The following is a 21,949-nucleotide window of genomic DNA, read 5'->3' as shown; positions in this document are numbered from 1 at the left end:
GAAGTTTGAAAGGCCCCGGTGCAAACGCCGGGGCCTTTTTTATGACGGGCTTTACCCGACCGGTCCAAGGCCCTAACATTGCCTTAAAGTGTTTTTAACAAATATTTCAGGTATTGAAGCTCCACCGCGTGGGGCAACGCAGAGGAAGAGCAACATCATGGCGCAGCTGAACAGACGTGGTTTTCTGGCGACCGGCATGGCAACCCTATGCGCAGGTCCGGCATTTGCCGCGACAATTGAGCCTTATGAAATACCGGAAAAACACCGCGCGCGGGTGGTTCAGCTGGAAAACGGCTTCGCAGCCGGCGAAATCCATGTCGATCCCAGCCGGTTCGCGCTTTACTGGACATTGGAAGACGGGCAAGCGATCCGTTATCCAGTGGCAATCGGTCTGCCCGGCCAATATTACGACGGTGCCTTCACGGTCGGTCGCAAGGCAGAATGGCCCAGCTGGACCCCGACCCAACGGATGATTCGACGCAACCCTGAATTCTTTGCAGAATTTGCCGGCGGTGTCCCCGGCGGGCCGGATAACCCACTTGGGTCACGCGCTATCTACCTCTACAACGGGGCGCGCGACAGCCTGCTGCGCATTCACGGTACCACGCAGCCGTGGCTGGTAGAAACGGCCACCTCCAGCGGCTGTGTACGCATGATCAACGCGCATGTCGAAGACCTGTATGAACGTGTTGAAAAAGGCACGCCGGTCTTTTTGCGTTGAGCGCGTTCCCGACCGAATATCTGCGATGAAAGCCGGGTGCCCCATATTGCAGCGGCGGCGGAAATATCAGGTAGCAGACGGTCCGCAGGAATGGTTAACTTTCGATACCAGAGCAGAAATGCGCGAACCGAGGTTTGACTGGTCGAAAAATACAGATATGACCGCTGCATGAGGTCGCTCATCATTCACTTGTCCAGTGCCGGAGGTCGTACTGAGAACGTGTCCCGCTTGCTGCGGGATCTCCCCTCTGCCGAGGTCGTGGAAGCCGTCGACGGGAATGACCCTGCGGTGCCTGCACAGATCAAGCAGGTGGCGGGCACCCTGCATCATCCGCCCTACCCCTTCAGCCTGAACGCCGCCGAGGTGGGATGTTTCATGAGCCATCGCTTATGCTGGCAGATGATTGCCGATGGTGATGCGCCTTACGCACTGATTGCCGAGGATGATCTGGCGATTGATCCTGTGCCTTTCGCCAATGCCATGAAACTGGTGGCAGGATATGCCGATGAAGACAGCTATATCCGCCTGCCCGCAAAACCGCGCGAACGCGTGGTCGGTGCCATCGCCTATGAGGGGGATGCGGCCCTGTTCGTGCCGCGCACCATCGGTTTGCAACTGGTTTGCCAGATTGTCGGACGTCGCGCCGCGCGCCGGTTACTGGCCGCAAGCGAAGTGATTGACCGCCCCGTCGACACCACCCTGCAAATGCATTGGGTGACCGGCCAGAAAGTGCATGCGATCATGCCCAGCGGTGTGTCCGAGGTCGCCGGTCCCAGCACCATCCAGCGAAAAACCCGCACCAGCGATGTGCTGATGCGGGAAATGCGGCGTGCGCGGTATCGCGCACAAATCAAGCGTCGGCCGCAAAAGGCTTAGCCCGGGGCTTTGGTCTTGCGCAGGTAGGGCAATACTGTTTCGAAATCGCCGAACTTTGCCTTGGCATCCGCATCCGATAGGGTCGCAGGGATGATCACGTCATCGCCCACATTCCAGTTCGCCGGTGTCGCCACGCCATTGCCTGTCGACATCTGCAACCCGTCCAGCGCGCGCAGCACTTCGGCAAAGTTGCGGCCCACTGTCATGGGATAGGTCATCGACAGCTTTAGCTGCTTGTCTGGCCCGATGATGAACACGGAACGCACTGTGGCGCTGTCTGCGGGCGTGCGGCCATCAGGAAGATACGCATCGGCAGGCAACATGTCGAAAGCTTTGGACACTTCCAGACCGCCATCGGCGATAATTGGAAAACCGGCGGTGGTGCCTGCGACTTTTTCGATGTCGCCTTTCCATTTCTTGTGGTCCTCGACCCCGTCAACGCTGACGCCGATCACTTTCGTGCCGCGCTTTTCCCATTCATCGGCCAGCTGCGCGACAGCCCCGAATTCGGTGGTGCAAACCGGTGTGAAATCTTTGGGGTGCGAAAACAGAATGGCCCAGCTGTCGCCGACAAACTCATGCAGCGAGAATGTGCCTTGGTCTGTTTCAACCGTCAAATCGGGGATCGTGTCGTTGATGCGCAAGCCCATGGTGGCCTCCTTTTGGATGGGAATTATCTTGCATATGTAGTGATTAATCTGTCGTGTACCAGCCCCTTGCGGCGGCCGCTGCGGGGTGACACAGTGGCGCGAATTCGGGCCGATCCCATCGGGATGCCCCCCTCAGGAGGAGTTCCACCATGTTGGAAAAACGTGATTTCTATATCAACGGTGCGTGGGTTTCACCCGCCGCTGCCAACGACTTTGCCGTCATAGACCCGTCTACCGAAGAACAATGCGCGGTCATCTCACTGGGCGGTCAGGCCGATACGGATGCCGCCGTTTCCGCCGCACGCACTGCATTTGACAGCTGGTCGCAAACCTCGCGCGAAGAACGCATGGCGCTGCTGGAAAAACTGGCTGCGGTTTATGACGCGCGGCAAGAAGAAATGGCGCAAGCCATGTCGATGGAAATGGGCGCGCCAATCGCATTGAGCCGCGCACAGCAAGTCGGTGCAGGCAGCTGGCACATCGGCGGTTTCCTTAAAGCGTTCAAGGACTTCTCCTTTGAGAAAGACTTCACCGCGACCGAGAAAACCCTGCTGGAACCTATTGGCGTTTGCGCGCTGATCACGCCGTGGAACTGGCCGATGAACCAAATCATCCTCAAGGCGATCCCGGCGATCGCCACCGGCTGTACCGTCATCCTGAAGCCATCCGAAGTGGCCCCCCTGTCGGGTCACTTGTTCGCAGAGTTCATGCACGAAGCGGGCTTTCCTGCGGGCGTATTCAACATGTTGAACGGTGACGGTCCGGGCGTTGGGTCGCAATTGTCCAGCCACCCCGATGTGGACATGGTCAGCTTTACCGGCTCCACCCGGGCGGGCATCGCGATCTCCAAGGCCGCGGCTGACACGCTCAAGCGTGTATCGCTGGAACTGGGCGGCAAGGGCGCGAATATCATCTTCGCCGATGCGAACCCCAAAGCAGCCAAGCAGGGCGCGATCCGCTGTTTCCGCAACTCCGGCCAGTCCTGTAACGCACCGACACGGATGCTGGTGCACAAATCCCGCTACGATGAAGCTGTCGAAATGGCGGCGGATGTGGCCAACAACACCCATGTCGGACCCGCGTCCGAAGAGGGTAAACACATCGGGCCGGTTGTCTCTGAGGTGCAGTTCAACAAGATCCAGGGCCTGATCGAAAAGGGCATGGCAGAAGCGCGCATGGTCGCGGGCGGTTTGGGCCGGCCTGACGGGTTGAACCGCGGCTATTATGTCAAACCGACTGTCTTTGCCGATGTCACCAACGACATGACAATTGCGCAGGAAGAAATCTTTGGCCCTGTGCTGTCGATCATCCCGTTCGAGACCGAAGAAGAAGCGGTCGCCATCGCCAATGACACGCCTTACGGGCTGACCAACTATGTCCAGACCGAAGACGATGAATTGCGCCGCCGCGTTGCGCGCCGGTTGCGCTCCGGCATGGTCGAAACCAACGGTGTCGGCTTTGCACAGGGCTCACCATTCGGGGGCTACAAACAATCCGGCAACGGTCGCGAAGGCGGCGCGTTCGGGTTGGAAGAATTCCTTGAGGTGAAGGCCGTGTCCGGTTGGGCGGCCGAGTAAACTTTTCGCGTCATAGAACGACAAAAAGGGCCGCTTTCGGGCGGCCCTTTTCATGTCTGGTGGTGGGGTGTGCCCCTTTAACTCAATCTCGGCCTGTCAAAACGGTGCTTTGGCGCGAACTTTCACGGACCGCCCACCCTGCGGGTGATTGAAACGCAACTCTTCGGAATGCAGCATCAGGCGTGGGAAATCCAAAGCGGGGCCTTTGGCGTAAAACGGATCCCCCAGAATCGGATGGCCGATGGCCAGCATGTGCACCCGAAGCTGATGGCTGCGGCCTGTTCTGGGGTGCAGACGGATGCGGGAGGTGACACCATCATCCTTAATCCGCTTCCATTCGGTTTGCGCCGGTTTGCCTGTTTCGTGACAGACCATTTGCAGCGGGCGATTGGGCCAGTCCACAATCAGCGGCAAATCAATCTCGCCGGATTTTTCCTGTGGTACGCCCCAAACCCGCGCCACATAGGTTTTGCGCGTCATCCGTTTCTCGAATTGCAAACCCAGATGACGTTGCGCGTAAGGCGTCATCGCGAAAATCATCACCCCCGAGGTGTCGCGGTCCAGCCGGTGCACCAGCAACGCTTGCGGGAAAACCGCCTGAATGCGGCTCATCAGGCAATCGGCCAGATGCGGTCCTTTGCCCGGCACGCTCAGCAGGCCGGCCGGTTTATCGACCAGCAAAACTTCGGCATCTTCGTGCAGGACAACCAGCGGGTCTTGCGGGGGGGCGTAATGTGTATCCATGGCGTGTCGTCACAGATGCGCGGCAGGTTTTCAACCCACGTCTGCACGCGCCTGTCGCATCTGGCGCAGCATCGAGGTGGTATAGATGATCAGCGCAAGCCAGATCATCGGGAACGCAATCATGCGCGCCCTGCCAAACGGTTCGTCGAACACAAATACAGCCACCAGAAAAATCATGGTCGGGGCGATGTATTGCAGCACGCCAATGGTCGACAGCCGCAGCAGTTTCGCGCCGTTGGCATAGATCATCAACGGCACGGCGGTAACAAGACCACAACCAATCAGCAGCCAACTGTCGCGGTCAAAGTCGAGGGAAAAGTGGGATTGGCCGGTGGAAGTGAGGTAGGCAAAATAGCCCAATGCGGGGATCAGCAGGATCAGCACCTCAAGCAGAAAGCCCTGATTGGGTCCGATGGGCAGGCTTTTTTTGGCAAGCGCATAGAACCCCCAAGACAGGGTGAGCGCCAAAGCGACCCATGGCACCTGCCCCGCTTCCACGGCAATCACGAGAACCGCAAGGGCAGCGAGTGCAATGGCGACCATCTGGGCGCGGTTGGGGCGTTCGCCCAGGAACACAGCCGCCAGAAAGACGCTGAACAAGGGGTTGATGTAATATCCCAAAGAAGCCGCCAGCGCGTTGCCGGTCGCGATTGCATAGACATAGATGCCCCAGTTGATCGAAATCAGCGCGGCGGTGACACAGCCCATGGCCAGCATACGCGGGCTGCGCAGCGCCTCACGCAGGGCGTCGGTTCGGCGCAGGATGATCAGCACAACGGCAGCGATGGGCAAGGACCACAGGATGCGATGTGTGACCACTTCGGCGGGCGAAATATGCGACAGCAGCTTCATATAGAGCGGCAGAAACCCCCACATCACATAGGCCGTCAGCGCAAAGGCCAGCCCTTGCGGCGTGTCTTCGTTGGCCTTGGGGGGCAGACTGTCAGGGTTGCGCATCGGGGGTCTCCGTTTGCCCAAGGAGGTAGGGCAAAGCGGCGGCCCCCGAAAGGGTTAGATTGTACCTGTTACACTTTCACCCGTTCGGATTTTGCGTCGTACATCGGTTTCAGCGATGCTTCGGCTTTGACGCGCACGCCGGCCACGTCGATTTCAAAGGATGATGCCAATACATCTGCCGCGCTTTCGCCTTTGCACGGCACATAACCCAGCCCCATCGCCCCGCCCAATGCATGACCATAAGCACCGGAGGACAGGTAGCCGACGATCTCGCCGTTCCGTACGATCGGTTCGTTGTGATACAGCAGCGGTTCGGGATCGGTCAGTTTGAACTGGAGCATACGCGCGTTCAGGCCCTGTTCCTGCTTATCCAGCACGGCGGCGCGCCCAATAAAGTCGGGCTTGTCCTTTTTCACGGCAAAGCCAAGGCCCGCTTCCATCACATGATCCTCGGCAGTGATGTCATGGCCGAAATGGCGGAACCCTTTTTCGATGCGGCAGGTGTCCATCATATGCATGCCACACAGCTTGAGGTTCATATCCGCGCCCGCCTCTGCCAGCGTTTCGAAGACGTGGCCGCACATGTCTGACGGGACATAGATTTCCCACCCCAGTTCGCCCACATAGGTCACGCGATGTGCGCGGGCGACAGCCATACCGATTTCGATCTCTTGCGCCGTGCCAAAGGGGTTGGTCGCATTCGAGAAATCATTGGGAGAAACGAGGTTAAGCAATTCGCGCGACCGTGGGCCCATGATCGCCAGCACCCCTTCGCCAGCGGTCACGTCGGTGATCACCACATTAAAATCGCCTTTGTTGCGCATCATCCATGTCTGGTCCGCCAGTCGCGTGGCGGCAGGGGTCACGACCAGATAGGCGGTATCGGTCAGGCGGGTCACCGTCACGTCCGCCTCGATCCCGCCCCTTTCATTCAGGAACTGGGTATAAACGATCTTGCCGTTCGGCACCGAATAATCGCCACCGCCGACATAGTTCAGGAAGGCCTCGGCGTCCGGTCCTTCGACACGGATCTTGCCGAAAGACGTCATGTCGTACATGCCGACATTTTCGCGCACGGCCATATGTTCATCGCGGATGTTGTCAAAGAAATTCTGCCGTTGCCAGCTGTATTCATAAGCCGCGTTTTGCCCGTCGCGGGCGAACCAGTTGGCGCGTTCCCAACCGGCAAGTTCGCCCATCACCGCACCCCGCTCAAGCAGGTGGTGATGAAACGGCGTGCGCCGGATACCCCGCGCCGTCGCCTTTTGGCGATAGGGGAAATGATCGGCATACAGCAGGCCCAGCGTTTCTTTGGACCGCTCGGCAAGATAGGTTTTATTGCCCTGAAACGGCTGCATGCGATTGATGTCCACATCACCCAGATCAAAAGGTTTCGCGCCATCTTCCATCCACTGCGCCAGCGCCATGCCCGCCCCGCCCGCCGACTGGATACCGATAGAGTTGAAACCGGCGGCGACCCAGACATTGTCCATCTCTGGTGCAAGGCCAAGGTGGTAGGCATCATCGGGGGTAAAGGATTCAGGACCGTTAAAGAAGGTATGAATGCCCGCGTCGGCCAGCATCGGCAAACGTTCTACTGCCGCTTCGAGAATGGGTTCGAAGTGGTCGAAATCTTCGGGCAGTTGGTCAAACTCGAAATCGGCGGGGATACCGTCAAGCGCCCATGGCTTTGCCAGCGGTTCGAACGCGCCAAGCAGCATTTTGCCGGCGTCTTCTTTGTAATAGGCGCATTCGTCGGGCACGCGCAGGACGGGCAGTTGTTTCAACCCTGCGATCGCTTCGGTCACGATATAGAAATGCTCGCAGGCTTGCAGGGGGACGTTGGTGTTCAGCATCCGCCCGACCTCATGCCCCCACATGCCACCGCAGTTCACCACATGATCGCAAGTGATGTGGCCGGTTTCGCTCCCCTGCTCCCAGTCAACACCGGTGATGCGCCGCCCCTCACGGGTCACGCCGGTGGCTTTGGTCCGCTCGATCACCTGCGCCCCGCGTTGACGCGCACCCTTGGCCAAGGCCAGTGCGATGTTCGCAGGATCGCCCTGCCCGTCCTTGTCGAGGTATACCGCGCCGGTCACCCCTTCGATATTCAGATGCTCGTATTTCTCAAGCACTTCTTTCGGGCTGATCTCTTCTACATCCACACCGAAAGCACGGGCCATGCCCGCCTGACGGTAGATTTCTTCGCGCCGCTCGTCCGTCAGCGCAACGGTGATCGAACCACAGCGTTTGAAGCCGGTGGCGACACCTGTTTCATCCTCCAGATTGCCGTAAAGCTCCTGTGAATATTTCGCCAGCTTGGTCATATTCGCGGTCGCGCGCAGCTGGGCAATCAACCCCGCCGCATGCCACGTCGTGCCCGAGGTCAGCTGTTTGCGTTCCAGCAGAACCACATCTTTCCACCCCAGTTTTGTCAGGTGATAGGCAACAGAACACCCGATGACGCCACCACCGATGATGACAACGCGGGCATGGGACGGAACGTTAGACATTTAGCTGATCCTTTAGACGTCGCACCGGTGGTGCGCAAAATGATATCCACCCTCAGGTGCGCAAAAATGGTGTCGCGGGGCGGGAGTTCTAGACAATGGTGTGCCCTGCGGCTTTTAGCCGGCGGGCGATTTCGGCGATATGCGCGGGGGATACTTCGCAACAGCCGCCAATGATTGTGGCCCCCTGGTCAACCCAGGCCATCGCGTGATCGGCATAAGCATCGGGGGTGAAATCATTGCGCAGGGTCAATGCATCAACCGTTGGCTTGGCTTCCAGAAAACCCTCAGTGATCTGTTCAAACCCGTTGGCATAAGCACCGTACGGAATGCCCGCTTGCGCCAGAATATCAAGCGCGGGCAGGATCGCCTCCGGGGCGGAACAGTTGACCAGCACCGCGGCGGCACCAGCTTGGGCATAGGGCAGAATGGCCGACAAAGGTTCGCCCGAACGCAGTTTGGTGCCGTCACGGTCATCCACACTGACGGCCAGCCAGACCGGTTTGTCGCCCGCAGCAGCCCCGCGCAGCACGCTTTCGGCATGGGTGACCGACACCACGGTTTCGCACAGCAACATGTCGCAGGCGGGCGCAATCATCTGTGCAATCTCTGCGTAAATCGGCGCACCGGTGTCCGCGTCGGGATGCAGGTCAGGGCGATAAGAGGCGGCGATGGGGCCGATGGCCCCCGCAATACGCGCCGAGCCACTGGTGCGCGCCTCGGCGATGGCCATTGTCAGCAGGTCGGCAAAGCGATCCGCCACATCGGTGTCAACCAACCGGTCGCGATGGATGGCATAGGTGTTCGTCGTGGCAATGGTTGCCCCGGCTTGCGTGAAATCACGGTGGACTTCGCTGACCAGCCCAGGGTGTTCCAGCATCACTTGGGTAGACCAAAGAGGCGTGGGCCGGTCGCCGGCGCGGTGGATCAATTCCTGCCCCATGCCGCCATCCAGCAGGGTGATATCGCTCATGCACGGATCCTTTCGTTTTCAGGGTCCCAAAGGGGTTGGTCGGGCTGCACGGTCGCTTTGCACATCTTGCCGAAGATGTTGATCTCAACTTCGGTACCGGCCACCGCCAGATCGGCACGAATGGTGCCGAGCGCCACGGATTTATTGATGCGGTAGCCCCAATCCCCGCTGGTGGTTTCGCCCACGACCTCGCCTTGGTGCCACACGGTCGACATATAGGGCGCGTCCTGATCGCCCGCATCAACTGTCATCGTGACGAAACGTTTCTTGCTGCCGGCCTGCTTTTCCGCCTGCAACGCAGCCTTGCCCGGAAAATCCTGCTGCTTGTCGAACTTGATAAACCTGTCCAACCCTGCCTCGATCAGGGAATAGTCGGTGGACAGATCGCCCTTCCACGCGCGATAGCCCTTTTCGATGCGCATGGAATTCAGGGCAAACATCCCGAAGGGTTTTGCGCCCGCACCCGTCACTGCGTCGTAAAGCGCAGGAATTTCCGCGTTCGCGGCATGGATTTCCCATCCCAGTTCACCGGCAAAAGAAACCCGCGCCAAGGCGCAGTCCGTACCGGCAACTTTTGCAGGCTGGGTTGAAAGCCAGGAAGCACCCAGATCTGCTTGGGTATCCAGCGCTTCGAACAGCTCGCGTGATTTGGGACCCGTGACAATCAATGTCGAGTATTCGGTCGTATGATCGGTCAGGCTAAGCCCGTTGGGGAGATTTTTCTTAAGCAGTTCGAAGTCGTGCCATTGCGCAAGCGCGGCGGTGATTAGGGTAAAGCTATCCTCCCCGTGGCGCATCACCGACATCTCCGTCAGGATACGACCGCGGCTGTCGGGGAAATAGGCAAGGTTCATGCGTCCGACTTTGGGCAAGGCGCCGGAAATGCGCCCGCGAAGCCATTCGGCCGCCCCCTCACCGGACAGATTAAAGCGTGAGAAACCGGGCAGATCCAGCACACCGACGCCATCGCGCACGGCCTCGACTTCTTCCTTTACGCGGATCGACCAAGGGCCGTTACGGTCCCATGTCTGGGTCGCCTCTTCGGAGGTGTCATCGCCGTCTTTCGCAAACCAGTTGGCGCGTTCCCAGCCGTTGTAGGCCCCCATCTGCCCGCCTGCCGCGATGATCTTGTCATGCACGGGCGACAGTTTCTTGTCGCGTCCGGCAGGCCATGCGTGGTGCGGGAAGTGCATGGCGTATTCGTGTCCGTAGGTTTCCAGCGCCTTGGCAAGGCAGTGATCGTGGTCGGTGTAATCGGTGTAGCGGCGCGGATCGACGGCCCACATGTCCAGTTCGGTTTCACCGTGCATGATCCATTCCGACAGGACTTTGCCAGCCCCGCCGCCCTGCGCGATGCCGAAGGTAAACGAATGACCTTCGAACGCGTTCTTCACACCCGGCATCGGGCCGATCATCGGCAGGCCGTCGGGGGCGTATGGAATGGGGCCGTTGATATTTCGGCCGACACCCGCTGTGCCAAGCGCCGGCACACGTTCCATCGCGTCCTCGATATAGAATTCGAGGCGTTCCAGATCGTCGGGATAAAGCTGGAAACTGAAATCTTCAGGCATCGGATCGTCTGGTTTGACCCAGGCTGCCTGACAGTTGCGCTCATAGGGGCCGAGGTTCAGGCCGTATTTATCCTGACGCAAGTAATAGCTGACATCCACGTCGCGGATCATCGGCATTTTATGCCCTTTTTCCTTGGTCCATGCCTCAAGCTCGGCGATTGGCTCTGTCAGGAAGTACTGGTGCGACATGGTCACCATTGGCACGGTACGCCCGCCAAAGGGTTTGAACATTTCGCCCACCCGCTGGGCATAATAACCCGCACAGTTGACCACGAATTCGCAGCGGATCTCGCCTTTTTCGGTTTTAACGATCCACTCGTCGCCATCGCGGTCTACACCTGTCACAGGGCAGAACCGTTCAATCCGCCCGCCCGCTTCGCGCGCGCCTTTTGCCAACGCTTGGGTCAGCTGTGCCGGATCGATATCACCATCAAGCGGGTCCCAAAGACCGCCTGCAAGGGAATGTGTTTCCATAAACGGGTTGTGCTCTTTAAGTTCGGCCGGCGTGCAGATGTCCATTTGCAAACCCTGATAGCGCCCCATCGAGGCGACCTTTTCGAATTCCTGCATCCGCTCTTTGGTATGGGCCAGACGGATCGCACCTGTCACGTGGTAGTTCATCGGATAGTCAACGTCTTCGCCCAGCGTCCGGTACATGGCCGCCGAGTAGCGCTGCATGTTCATCACCGCCCATGAACCTGCAAAGTTTGGAACGTTACCCGCCGCGTGCCACGTGGAGCCCGCCGTCAGTTCGTTTTTCTCGACCAGAACGCAGTCTTTCCAGCCCGCTTTGGCGAGGTGGTAAAGCGTTGATGTGCCGACGACGCCGCCGCCGATGATGACCACACGGGCCGTTGTTGGGAAATCTGCCATTGTGAATGCTCCGTTATTGGTCTTGCTGCGGCAGGCCGTCAGCGATGGTGTAATAGTCGCGCTTGTCAGCGACGAAGATATGCTTTTCGGTTGCGATGCCCGTGGGCGCGTCAAGGGTGCCGGACATGACCGAAGTCGCGCCGTTGTCCCCGTCATGCCGCCAGAACAGGGAAGAGCCGCAGATGTTGCAGAACCCGCGCGCAGCTTCGGGGCTGGACTGGTACCACTGCAGGGTGTCGTCCTTGATGATGCGTAACCGTTCGGCGGAAACTTGGGTGGCCGATACGTAGTGCCCGCTGGTTTTGCGGCACTGAATACAGTGGCAAGCGACGGAATTGCGCAACGGTCCAACAAGTTCGAAGGTCACACCGCCACAAAGGCAACTTCCTTTGATCATTTGTGATCCTTTCTGGCGGGTTGCATGGTTCATTCAATACACTGGCGGCGCGATGACCCAGATGGCCACCGCAGGTGCACCAAAGGGGTTGGCCCAGCGAAACGCCTCGCCGCGGATGCGGAAACTGTCACCGGGGTTGATCAAGTGGGTCACACCCGCAATCTCGACCTCCAACTGGCCTGACAGCACATAACCGACCTCTTGTGTGGGGCGTGTCACCGGTTCTTTGATGCGGCTGTGCGGAGCAAAAGTGGAGTGCACCATTTCAAAATCATCGGTCAGGTCGGGGGACAAAAGTTCCTCGACCAATCCTGCGACCTGAGATCCGATGGTCCGGCGGGACCCTTTGCGCACGACAAATCCCGCCTCATGCGCCGGTGCGGCAGTGTGGCGAAACAGCATGGATACCGAAACATCCAGCTTGGCCGCAATGTCCCGCAGATCCGTGATCGAAGGATCGGAAATATCGCGTTCGACCTGACTGAGCCAGCCCACCGACCGGCCCAGCGTTTCCGCCAGATCCGCGAGCGTCAGGCCGCGCGACTTGCGCAGCGCTCTAAGGTCGGCACCAAGCGTTTTTGGCGTGTCTGGCAAACTATGGTGCATTGCGATTCCGTGAAAAAATGCCTCTGCTTTTCACGTAACAACAGGTTCGTGAAAAAATCCAGAATTATTTCACGGAATCGCTATTTTGCTTGAGCGAAGACGCGCTGCAATATTTCCGTCAACGCCGTCGCGTCCAAGGTGTCAAAGGCATCCGGTTGGTTGCTGTCGATGTCGAACACCCCGATCAGGCTGCCCGCCCCGTCGAAAACCGGCAGCACCAGTTCCGAGCGTGTGGACGATGCGCAGGCGATATGTCCGGGAAAGGCATCGACATCCGCAACCAGCTGGACCTCGCCCGTGCGCGCCGCCGCGCCACAGACGCCGCGCGCGAACGGGATCACCAGACAGCCGTGGCCCCCTTGGTAAGGCCCGATCTTGAGCAGTTCCGGTGCGACAACGCGGTAAAACCCCGTCCAGTCGAACCGGTCGTCGGCATGGTGCACCTCACAAGCGACAGTCGCCATGAGGGCCACAGCGTCTGTTTCACCCTCGGTCAGCGACGCGATGGACTTGGCAAGGGTATCGTAATCCACTTTCATAGGACGGCTCCCTGGGGCTGGTTGCGGACAGTATATAAGGCCAAAAAGAGGGGCTAGACGCGTTCAATCGCAATGGCTGTGCCTTCGCCGCCGCCGATGCAGATGGCCGCAATGCCACGTTTCAGACCGCGTTTCTCCAGCGCGTTAAGCAAGGTCACCATGATACGGGCACCGGATGCACCGATGGGATGGCCCAGGGCACAAGCCCCGCCGTTGACGTTTACGATGGCGTGATCAAGACCCATCTCATGCATGAAAGCCATGGGGACAACCGCAAAGGCTTCGTTCACTTCCCACAGGTCGACGTCGTCTTTGCTCCAACCGATTTGTTCCAGCAGCTTTTGCGCGGCAGGCACGGGTGCGGTGGTAAAAAGACCCGGTGCCTGCGCGTGGCTGGCATGTCCAAGGATACGCGCACGGATGTTCATGCCTTGCGCGTTTGCGGCATCCTCAGAGGCAAGCACAAGGGCGGCGGCACCGTCCGAGATGGAGGAAGAATTGGCTGCCGTTACTGTGCCCCCTTCGCGAAACGCCGGTTTCAGCTGCGGGATTTTGTCGGGACGGGCATTGGCGGGCTGTTCGTCTGTGTTTACCGTCACATTGCCCTTGCGCGTTTTCATTTCGACGCTGGCGATTTCATCGGCAAACGCACCGTTTGATTGCGCCTCTAGCGCGCGCGACAGAGAAGCCAGCGCATATTCATCCTGCTTTTCGCGTGTAAACTGGAAGGTTTCGGCGCAATCTTCGGCAAAAGTGCCCATCAGGCGGCCCTTGTCATAAGCATCTTCCAAGCCGTCAAGAAACATGTGATCGACCACTGCAGCGTGGCCCAGACGTGCGCCGCCGCGCATTTTCGGCAGGACATATGGTGCGCTGGTCATGCTTTCCATGCCGCCCGCGACCATCACATCTGTATGGCCCAATGCAATCTGGTCAAAACCGATCATCGCCGCTTTCATGCCCGATCCGCACATTTTGTTCAGCGTTGTGGCGGGCACCTCTTCGCCCAGACCTGCAGCGAAACCCGCCTGACGTGCCGGTGCCTGACCCTGTCCGGCAGGCAGAACACACCCCATCAATACTTCTTGCACCGTGGCAGTTTTGGCGTTGTCCAGTGCAGCCTTGATCGCATGCCCCCCAAGCGCAGAGGCGCTAAGACCGTCAAAGGCACCTTGAAAGCCGCCCATCGGCGTGCGGGCCGCTCCGGCAATAACAACGTTCTTCATTTCCGTCTCCTTTGGTGCAGTTGCTCATCAGTTGGTAAGAAATTGAGCCTAAGTATTTTTCTGTCGGTCAGGTATGGGGCATTTTTTTATGGAACTACAGATCAAAACAGAAGCCGGTGTTTGTATTGTCAGCATCGGTGAAGACCGGATTGATGCAGCCGTCGCGCTGGATTTCAAAGAGGCGGTGCGCCTGGGAACTCAGGCCGCGCCTGCAGAGGTCGTGCTGGACCTTACCCAAGTTCGGTTTATCGATTCCAGTGGTTTGGGCGCGATCGTCGCAACGATGAAACATCTTGCCCCCGAACGCCGACTTGTTCTGGCGGGCTTAACGCCCCCGGTTGAAAAGGTTTTCCGCCTGACACGGATGGATTCGGTTTTCGAAATACACCTCACACTTGAGGAAGCTTTGCGTGCGCATTGTGAATGAAACGAGTCGAAGTACTCAAAAGATCAAGCCTGCCGACCTGTTGCCCCCTTTTGAAGTAAAGGTCACCAGCGGCCCCCGCGCCGTGCGCGCCGCCTTGCAGGGGGTGTTCGACCAGTTGGCGCCTCTGTCGCTTGATGTGGAAGAAACCAGCACGGTCGAACTGGTGCTCGCCGAAGCGTTGAACAACATTGTCGAACACGCATATCCAGCACCTGATGCCGACGGCCCGATACATCTGCAGCTGCGGCATTGCGCCGACGGGCTGCATGTTCGGCTGTCAGATCGGGGACGGGCCATGAAGGATGACAGGCTTCCTAAGGGGCACCGTGAACGCGTTGATTGTAACATTGCCGATCTACCCGAGGGAGGGTTTGGCTGGTTTCTGATTAAGGATCTGTCGAGAGATGTCAGATATACACGCAGTGACGGACAGAACCGGCTAAGCCTTCGGATTGCTGTCGGCTTTCCGCAATGATGCGGTAGGCTCACGCCTGTCGCAACAACAGGGAATGCGGGGCTTTTCCCCCAGGAAAGAAACATTTTGACGATAATGGGCGGCGCCGCATTACCGCCCTGAAATATCCCGAAATCGCCGTGATCCGATCACAAAGCGGCCATCGTCGAAGGGCATAGATGAGCTTGTAGCTGCATATGGCTTCCCTCGGCATCACGCTTAATAGCCCCCACCCAGTGCGCGGTGCCGAGGCACTATTCCCCAGACATTTCACGCCATCAAACGGACGAATAGCGCGCGCCAATTCTAGCGCGCAAGAACGTCAGTTCAGTTGGAAATGCAGCGGATAGGCACCATCGGTAAACGGGCCAAAAAGGTCAGGGATATCAGGGTGTTCTACAGGTTCACCGGAATAATCTGCGACCAGATTTTGTTCTGACACATACGCCACATAGTAGCTTTGGTCATTTTCAGCCAGCAGATGATAATACGGCTGGTCCTTGACCGGACGGCTTTCCTCTGGGATCGCCTCGTACCATTCGTCAGTATTGGCAAATTCAGGGTCCACGTCAAAAATCACCCCGCGAAAGGGGTGTTTCTTGTGCCGGACAACTTGGCCCAGATGATATTTTGCGCGTGTGCGTAGCATAACTTGCAGCCCCTACCGTTCGTTAGTAACGGGTTCAAGGGGCTTTTGTCCAATCACGTCACACAATTTAAAGGAAACAGTCTGTTGACCCTCATTTTCACCGTGCTGGAAATTGTGGCACCTGTCTTTCTTTTGGCCGGTATCGGGTTTGCCTGGGTCAAGCTAGGCTTTGAGTACCGACTTGAATTTGTCACCCGACTGGCGATGACATTGGCCGTGCCCTGCCTGATCTTCACTGCACTGGTAAATACCACACTTGATCCGGCTGCGTTGACCACGCTGACATTGGCCAGCCTTGTCGCTTACGTGGCGGTTTCGGCTGTTGTGCTGGCCCTGATTTGGGCGTTGCGGTTGAACCAACGCACGTTTTCCGCGCCGCTTATATTCGGCAATACCGGCAACATTGGCCTGCCGCTGGCCTTGTTTGCCTTTGGCGAAGTCGGGCTGGAATATGCCGTTGTTGTGTTCGCCGTCATGGCAATCCTGTCGTTTACTTTTGGCATCTGGCTGGTCGCCGGTGCCGGATCTTTCGGCAAGGTTCTAAAGGAGCCACTGGTCTGGGCAACGGTCGGCGGGGCGCTGTTTTTATGGCAGGGCTGGGAACTGCCCACCTTTGTTGACAACACCATGGGGTTGATCGGGCAGATGGCGATTCCGCTGATGTTGATCACACTCGGGGTTGCCATGGCGCGGCTGTCGCCCAGCGGGATCGGGCGGGCCATTGTCCTGTCAGCCCTAAAGCTGGTCATTTGCGTCGGGGGAGCATGGCTTGCTGCCGGCCTCTTTGGCTTGGACAAGACCGCATTTGGCATCCTAGTCCTGCAAGTCGCCACACCGGTTGCGGTCACATCCTACATGCTGGCGGCGAAATACGGGGCGGATGCAGATTCCGTTGCAGGGCTTGTTGTGGTGTCGACATTGATGTCTATCGGCGCATTGCCGCTGCTTTTGGCTGTTTTGTTGTGAAAAATGTGATGTGACGCCGACGAAAAATCGGCTAAACTGCTGTCAAAATAAAATAAACGAAAAGCGAGAGGCACATGAGCAGAACCCTTCGCGCCCTGATACTTGTGTTGCTGGTTGGATCCTGCGGCGGTGGACAGTCGTCTGCGCCGCGTGATCTGGACAATGCCTGCAACCTCCTCAGAGAGCGCCCGCAATACCTGAAAGCATTCCGCAAAGTGGAACGTAAGTGGGGTGTTCCCATGCACGTCATGATGGCCACGATTCATCAGGAAAGCAAATTCATCGCCGATGCACGTACGCCGTTTCGCTATGTTGCGGGGGTGATACCGATGGGCCGCCAATCCAGCGCCTACGGCTATTCGCAAGCTTTGGACGCCACGTGGGACGAGTATCGAGCGGATCAAAACCGCCGCTCGGCCAAGCGGAACCGGATCAATGACGCCACCGATTTTATGGGCTGGTATATGAACCAGACCCGTGATCGCAACGGCGTGTCACTGTCGGATGCGCGCAACCAGTACCTAGCCTACCACGAGGGCCACACCGGTTTTCGCAAACAGACCTACAATCGCAAGTCATGGCTTGTCGGCGTTGCGGGCAAGGTGGATGCCCGCTCGCAAATGTATCGCGCGCAACTGTCGGCGTGCCGCCTGCGTTAACGGTTGCCGGTACTGCCGGGGCTGCCGACGTTGAACAGGCTGTTGGGCAGGCTACCGCCCTTTTGCAGATCACCGAGGACGACGGTGGTCTGCGACCCGTTCCCGTCATTGATCACCCACTGACGCAATTCAACCGGATTGCCGGTGAATTTCAGCTGGATATTGCCGTACTGCGGGTTTTCGGGGTCTTGGGCTTTGACCACTGTTGCGGTGCCGTCAAAGCTGTGTCCGGTAACCATATTGGCCTTACCTAAATCCACATTGCGCGCCAGAATGATCGACAAAGGGGTGCGCGCCAACGGGTAGCTTTCGGCGGGCTGGTTCGATTTCTTGTCAAAGATCACAACCGTGTTGCTGCCCGCAATCACCAGCGCAGTTTCGGGCGGGTTGTATTCGAAACGCACCTTGCCGGGTCGTTTGATATAGATCGTGCCAGTGCTGATCGAACCGTCATCATTGATCTGGGTGAATTCGCCCTTGGCTGTCTGAAGCTTGTTCAAATACGCCGAGATGTCATTTAACGGCAGTTTTTGTGCCGCAGCTGCCAACGGAAGAGCAAGCGCCAACCCAAGAGAAAGAACGGCGGTGGAAAGAATACGCATAATGGTTACCTGTTTGCCTGTGTTGGATAAGACATAGGGCGTTGGGCGGTGATATGCGATATCACGCGGCGGTTTATTGCTAACGGCCGGCGATTTTTCCTTTATTTATGTGGGCTTGGCTTTCAGCTTCATCACCTGTTTACGCAGCAACTCCGCTTCTTTGACCTCTCTTTTCATCTCTTTCCAAACTTTCCTGAGCATTCGCTGCGCCTTGACCGCCCCGTCTTTCGCACCGGTAACATCGGTGATCCACGAGAAAAGCGCCCGCAGCACGCTTTGGAACGTGCCGATCACGCCAAAGACCGTGCCAAGGATATCAAGCTGCTGGATCAGGTTTGTGATGAAAGCAAAGACTTGTTTGATCATACGGACGTAGCGCGTGAACAGTTTTTTCAGCGTCGGGATAACCTCGTTCGGATCAGCGGCCTTTTTGATCTTGGCGATGATACGGCGGCCCAAAAGCAATGCGGTTCTTAACAACACGGGGATGTTTGTGATCAAACCCTCTACCGTTTGAGCGGCGTTGATTACCCTATCGACAACCGATTTACCGATGATCGCTGCAATCTCTTTTGCGACATTCGCAACAAGCCGCGTAAAACTGACCATGTTTTTAAGATGCGCCGAGACTTTTTTGAAAACGACTTTCCAAAGCTTGTGCAATCGCTCTTGATATTTCTCTGTCGCGTCCAGAAATTTCTTGGTCGGGTCATTATCTTCGGCCATGCGTGTTTTCCTTTTCAGGCTGCCGTCAGGGCCGTGATTGAACTGCAAGTTCGGGGACGTAAAAACAGTCCACCGCAGAGTATTCGCAGAAAAGCCCGACCGTCCGGCAAATGAAATTGTGCTAAAATAGCGTTCAAGAATTAGTTTTATGGCCCGCGAAATAGGAGCCCATGCGGGGATGCTACCCGATCTGACGCGTATCGGTCCAGACTTTTGCAAATACGGACCTTCCTCAACAGCCCACAAAAAAACCGCCGGGGGATGTGCCCGGCGGTGATTGTGTGCATCAACAGGTCGGAAGGAGGTAAGCCTTAGCCCTGTTCCGGCACAAGTATTTCGCGTTTGCCCACATGATTGGCCGGAGAAACAAGACCCTGCTCCTCCATCTGCTCCACCAGTCGTGCGGCTTTGTTATATCCAATCGCCAGTTTGCGCTGGATATAGGACGTCGAACATTTGCGATCCTTGATCACAATCGCAACGGCAGTGTCATACAGCGCATCTTCGCCATCGGTATTGCCGCCCAGACCAAGCACCGCATCAATGCTGGCCTCGTTGTCATCACTTGGCCCGTCGACAACACCACCGACGTAATCCGGTTCGCCGAATTGCTTGAGGTGGTTCACGATTTCCTCGACCTCTTCGTCGCTGACGAACGGACCGTGGCAGCGGGTAATCTTGGCACCGCCCGCCATATACAGCATGTCACCCATGCCCAGCAGCTGTTCGGCCCCCATCTCGCCCAGGATCGTGCGGCTGTCGATTTTCGACGTTACCTGAAACGAGATACGCGTGGGGAAGTTCGCTTTGATCGTGCCGGTGATAACGTCCACGGAGGGACGCTGTGTCGCCATGATCAGGTGGATGCCTGACGCACGCGCCATCTGTGCCAGACGCTGGATGCAAGCTTCGATCTCTTTGCCCGCAACCATCATCAGGTCCGCCATTTCGTCAACGATCACGACGATATAGGGCAGCGCCTCTGGTGTGTTCTCTTCTGTCTCGAAAATAGGCTCGCCAGTGTCATCGTCAAAACCGGTTTGAACCGTGCGGCTGAACATCTCACCTTTGGCCAGCGCATCGCGCACGCGGCCGTTGTAGCCTTCGATGTTGCGCACGCCCATCTTCGACATCTTGCGATAGCGTTCTTCCATTTCGCCCACGGTCCACTTGAGCGCGACAACCGCCTTTTTCGGGTCGGTCACAACGGGGGACAGCAGGTGCGGAATGCCGTCATAAACAGACAGTTCCAGCATCTTGGGGTCAATCATGATCAGGCGGCATTCTTCCGGCGTCAGCTTGTAGAGCAGCGACAGGATCATCGTGTTGATCGCCACAGATTTACCGGAGCCAGTGGTACCCGCAATCAAGAGGTGAGGCATCTTGGCAAGGTTCGCGACAACGGGATCACCGCCAATGTCCTTGCCCAAGGCAAGCGGCAGGCGCATGTTGCTGTCGCCGAAATCGCGGGCTGACAGGATTTCGCGCAGGACAACTTTTTCGCGGTTCTCGTTCGGCAGTTCGATACCGATAACGGAGCGGCCCGGCACAGTGGACACACGCGCAGAGAGCGCCGCCATTGAACGCGCGATATCGTCAGCAAGGCCAATCACGCGGCTGGCCTTAAGACCCGGGGCAGGCTCAAGTTCGTACATCGTGACAACGGGGCCGGGACGGACGGCGACGATCTCGCCCTTCACGCCGTAATCATCAAGCACGCTTTCCAGCATCCGCGCATTTTCCTCAAGCGCCTCGTCGGAAAGGTGCAGACGTTGCACGTCTTCGGGGTTTTCCAACAGGTTCAAGGGCGGCAGTTCGAAACCGGGGTGGGTGTCTTCAAAGCTCAGCGCCGGTTGCGCTTCGGCAATGGCCTGTTTTGACGGTGGGGTCGGTTTACGCACGGGTTGCTGCACAACCTTGCGCGGTTCGGGGACCGGAATGGGCGGCACGACAGGCGCGGCGGCTTCCTGAAGCGGCAAAGGTTCTACCACGGGATCTGCCACGTCGATTTCCGGCGCGGCGGCTGGCATCGCGGCGGCCGCAGGCGTCGGGGCCACGGGGATCGGCGCCGACGGGGCGACGGTGTTAATCGACAGACGGGGTTCAACGCGGCTGGCCGGTGCGGTCAACGGCGGTTCCGGCGGCAGTTGGCTGCGCGGCGTTGTGTCTAGCAACAAGGCATCAGGACCACGCCCGCGTCCTTTGGTCAGCGGTGCCGTAACAGGCGTATGCACAGCCGTCGCCGTGCGCACGCGGTTCTTGATCACATCGGCGATCTTGGACTTGATCCGCTCTTCGCCCGGCCCTTCATCAACCACGGCGTCACTATAGCTTTCGACCAGTTCCTGCTCCGGCATGGGTTCGGGCCGTTTGATGAGCGCAGGCATGCGCGCCAACAAGCCCGTTTTCGGCTCCGGTGCTTCTTCCGCATACATCGGTTCGGGGTATACTTCGGGTGCGGGTGGTGCATTGAATGCGGGTTGGTTGGCCTGCCATTCGGCAAGCTCCTCGGCTTCAACCCGGCGCTGTTCGCGGCGTTCGGCCTGACGGGCCTGCAAGGTCTGTGCTGCATGGACGGCACCACTTGCCCCGCGTCCGATCAGGTTCATGAACATCGCATAGGCCATGATCACACCGACCAGAAGGAACCGCGCCAGACGTTGCAATTCAACCTTGGTGAACCCCAGGACAAACGCACCAAGCGCCAGGATCGCAACGCCCATCAGCAGGGACATCAGTTTGACTGTAAATGACGATCCGATGGGCAAGATCGTCAGGATCGCGCCCATGACCGTATCGCCGAACAAGCCACCCAACCCAAAGCTATGGGTTTGCAGCCACTCGGCACCCGGTGCCAACGTCGCGGCATAAATCGCGCCCAAGGCCACAGCAATCGGCGCAAAGATCAACCGGCCCACGGCACGGTCCTGTCCCCAGTGCAACGCAAACCGCGCGCCCCAGAACAGCAGCACAATCGCCACGCCCCATGCACCCCAGCCGACAATCATGAACAGCGGCGCAGCAATTGACGCGCCCATCCGGCCCATCCAGTTCTGGACAGGCGCATCGGTGGAGACCATCCAGTTGGGATCATCCGGCGTATAGCTGAAAATCATCATTGCGGCCATCACACCGAACAACGTCAGGACCAGCCCCAGCAATTCCTTGCCACGTTTTTCGATGGCTTCTGCCATGTTGCTGTCCAGCAATGGATCGCGTCCGCGTGTCTGATAAGCCATGCTTCGT

At 58.1% G+C, this 21,949-nt stretch carries 21 protein-coding genes; 7 read left to right on the top strand and 14 right to left on the bottom strand.

What is annotated here, in order from left to right; all coding sequences use genetic code 11:
- Positions 1–157: 157 nt before the first annotated feature.
- Positions 158–721 (top strand): L,D-transpeptidase, encoded by a 564-nt coding sequence (locus Z947_RS0105115; protein ID WP_037938712.1) that lies wholly within the window; start codon positions 158–160, stop codon positions 719–721.
- Between the two features lie 168 nt (positions 722–889).
- Complete coding sequence (locus Z947_RS0105110) at positions 890–1,597, top strand: glycosyltransferase family 25 protein (protein WP_025043243.1); 708 nt, start codon at positions 890–892, stop codon at positions 1,595–1,597.
- Here the strand turns inward: Z947_RS0105110 and Z947_RS0105105 are convergent.
- Positions 1,594–2,247: a peroxiredoxin gene (locus Z947_RS0105105; protein WP_025043242.1), complete on the bottom strand. Its 654-nt coding sequence runs from the start codon at positions 2,245–2,247 to the stop codon at positions 1,594–1,596. The two genes, Z947_RS0105110 and Z947_RS0105105, sit on opposite strands and share 4 nt — an antisense overlap.
- 149 nt (positions 2,248–2,396) lie before the next feature.
- Here Z947_RS0105105 and Z947_RS0105100 point away from each other — a divergent pair, with 149 nt between their 5' ends.
- Positions 2,397–3,824 carry an aldehyde dehydrogenase family protein gene (locus tag Z947_RS0105100; RefSeq protein ID WP_025043241.1) on the top strand — a complete coding sequence of 476 codons (1,428 nt, stop codon included), beginning with the start codon at positions 2,397–2,399 and terminating at the stop codon, positions 3,822–3,824.
- A gap of 96 nt (positions 3,825–3,920) precedes the next feature.
- On the opposite strand, the gene Z947_RS0105095 is transcribed toward Z947_RS0105100, so the two are convergent.
- The 9 genes from Z947_RS0105095 to Z947_RS0105055 all read right to left on the bottom strand — a co-directional run bounded on the left by Z947_RS0105095 (position 3,921) and on the right by Z947_RS0105055 (position 14,220).
- A complete protein-coding gene (locus Z947_RS0105095; RefSeq protein ID WP_025043240.1) occupies positions 3,921–4,568 on the bottom strand; it encodes an RluA family pseudouridine synthase in 648 nt (215 codons plus the stop codon).
- 30 nt (positions 4,569–4,598) lie between these two features.
- On the bottom strand, positions 4,599–5,525 hold the full coding sequence (gene rarD, locus Z947_RS0105090) for an EamA family transporter RarD (protein WP_037938711.1): 927 nt from the start codon (positions 5,523–5,525) through the stop codon (positions 4,599–4,601).
- A 68-nt stretch (positions 5,526–5,593) separates the two neighbouring features.
- Positions 5,594–8,038 (bottom strand): GcvT family protein, encoded by a 2,445-nt coding sequence (locus Z947_RS0105085; RefSeq protein ID WP_025043238.1) that lies wholly within the window; start codon positions 8,036–8,038, stop codon positions 5,594–5,596.
- Between the two features lie 88 nt (positions 8,039–8,126).
- On the bottom strand, positions 8,127–9,008 hold the full coding sequence (locus tag Z947_RS0105080; protein ID WP_025043237.1) for a homocysteine S-methyltransferase family protein: 882 nt from the start codon (positions 9,006–9,008) through the stop codon (positions 8,127–8,129).
- Positions 9,005–11,452 (bottom strand): GcvT family protein, encoded by a 2,448-nt coding sequence (locus Z947_RS0105075; RefSeq protein ID WP_025043236.1) that lies wholly within the window; start codon positions 11,450–11,452, stop codon positions 9,005–9,007. Before Z947_RS0105075 ends, Z947_RS0105080 begins: the two co-directional genes overlap by 4 nt.
- Positions 11,453–11,465: 13 nt before the next feature.
- A complete protein-coding gene (locus Z947_RS0105070; RefSeq protein ID WP_025043235.1) occupies positions 11,466–11,849 on the bottom strand; it encodes a GFA family protein in 384 nt (127 codons plus the stop codon).
- 33 nt (positions 11,850–11,882) lie between these two features.
- Entirely contained in the window at positions 11,883–12,455 is a 573-nt protein-coding gene (locus Z947_RS0105065) for a helix-turn-helix domain-containing protein (RefSeq protein ID WP_025043234.1), read from the bottom strand.
- Between the two features lie 80 nt (positions 12,456–12,535).
- Complete coding sequence (locus Z947_RS0105060; protein ID WP_025043233.1) at positions 12,536–12,994, bottom strand: GAF domain-containing protein; 459 nt, start codon at positions 12,992–12,994, stop codon at positions 12,536–12,538.
- A 53-nt stretch (positions 12,995–13,047) separates the two neighbouring features.
- Positions 13,048–14,220, bottom strand: coding sequence for a thiolase family protein (locus tag Z947_RS0105055; RefSeq protein WP_025043232.1), 1,173 nt, complete (start codon positions 14,218–14,220; stop codon positions 13,048–13,050).
- Positions 14,221–14,308: 88 nt separating this feature from the next.
- On the opposite strand from Z947_RS0105055, the gene Z947_RS0105050 reads away from it, so the two are divergent.
- Both Z947_RS0105050 and Z947_RS0105045 read left to right on the top strand, forming a co-directional pair.
- Positions 14,309–14,647: an STAS domain-containing protein gene (locus Z947_RS0105050; protein ID WP_025043231.1), complete on the top strand. Its 339-nt coding sequence runs from the start codon at positions 14,309–14,311 to the stop codon at positions 14,645–14,647.
- On the top strand, positions 14,631–15,122 hold the full coding sequence (locus tag Z947_RS0105045; RefSeq protein WP_025043230.1) for an ATP-binding protein: 492 nt from the start codon (positions 14,631–14,633) through the stop codon (positions 15,120–15,122). The genes Z947_RS0105050 and Z947_RS0105045 overlap by 17 nt, the downstream gene beginning before the upstream one ends.
- 301 nt (positions 15,123–15,423) lie before the next feature.
- Here the strand turns inward: Z947_RS0105045 and hspQ are convergent, their stop codons facing one another.
- Positions 15,424–15,750: a heat shock protein HspQ gene (hspQ, locus tag Z947_RS0105040; protein WP_025043229.1), complete on the bottom strand. Its 327-nt coding sequence runs from the start codon at positions 15,748–15,750 to the stop codon at positions 15,424–15,426.
- 84 nt (positions 15,751–15,834) lie between these two features.
- On the opposite strand from hspQ, the gene Z947_RS0105035 reads away from it, so the two are divergent.
- Positions 15,835–16,716 carry an AEC family transporter gene (locus tag Z947_RS0105035; protein ID WP_025043228.1) on the top strand — a complete coding sequence of 294 codons (882 nt, stop codon included), beginning with the start codon at positions 15,835–15,837 and terminating at the stop codon, positions 16,714–16,716.
- A 74-nt stretch (positions 16,717–16,790) separates the two neighbouring features.
- Positions 16,791–17,375 (top strand): transglycosylase SLT domain-containing protein, encoded by a 585-nt coding sequence (locus Z947_RS0105030; protein ID WP_025043227.1) that lies wholly within the window; start codon positions 16,791–16,793, stop codon positions 17,373–17,375.
- Here Z947_RS0105030 and Z947_RS0105025 read toward each other — a convergent pair.
- From Z947_RS0105025 to Z947_RS0105015, 3 genes are all read right to left on the bottom strand, one after another.
- Positions 17,372–17,977 carry a LolA family protein gene (locus Z947_RS0105025; protein ID WP_025043226.1) on the bottom strand — a complete coding sequence of 202 codons (606 nt, stop codon included), beginning with the start codon at positions 17,975–17,977 and terminating at the stop codon, positions 17,372–17,374. The two genes, Z947_RS0105030 and Z947_RS0105025, sit on opposite strands and share 4 nt — an antisense overlap.
- 105 nt (positions 17,978–18,082) lie before the next feature.
- Positions 18,083–18,703, bottom strand: coding sequence for a hypothetical protein (locus tag Z947_RS0105020; protein ID WP_025043225.1), 621 nt, complete (start codon positions 18,701–18,703; stop codon positions 18,083–18,085).
- A gap of 311 nt (positions 18,704–19,014) precedes the next feature.
- Positions 19,015–21,942 (bottom strand): DNA translocase FtsK, encoded by a 2,928-nt coding sequence (locus Z947_RS0105015; protein WP_025043224.1) that lies wholly within the window; start codon positions 21,940–21,942, stop codon positions 19,015–19,017.
- Positions 21,943–21,949: the final 7 nt, after the last annotated feature.

It is taken from the genome of Sulfitobacter geojensis, from assembly GCF_000622325.1.
In the GTDB taxonomy this organism is placed as follows: Bacteria; Pseudomonadota; Alphaproteobacteria; order Rhodobacterales; family Rhodobacteraceae; genus Sulfitobacter; species Sulfitobacter geojensis.
This window is presented reverse-complemented; position numbering and strand designations above follow the sequence as displayed.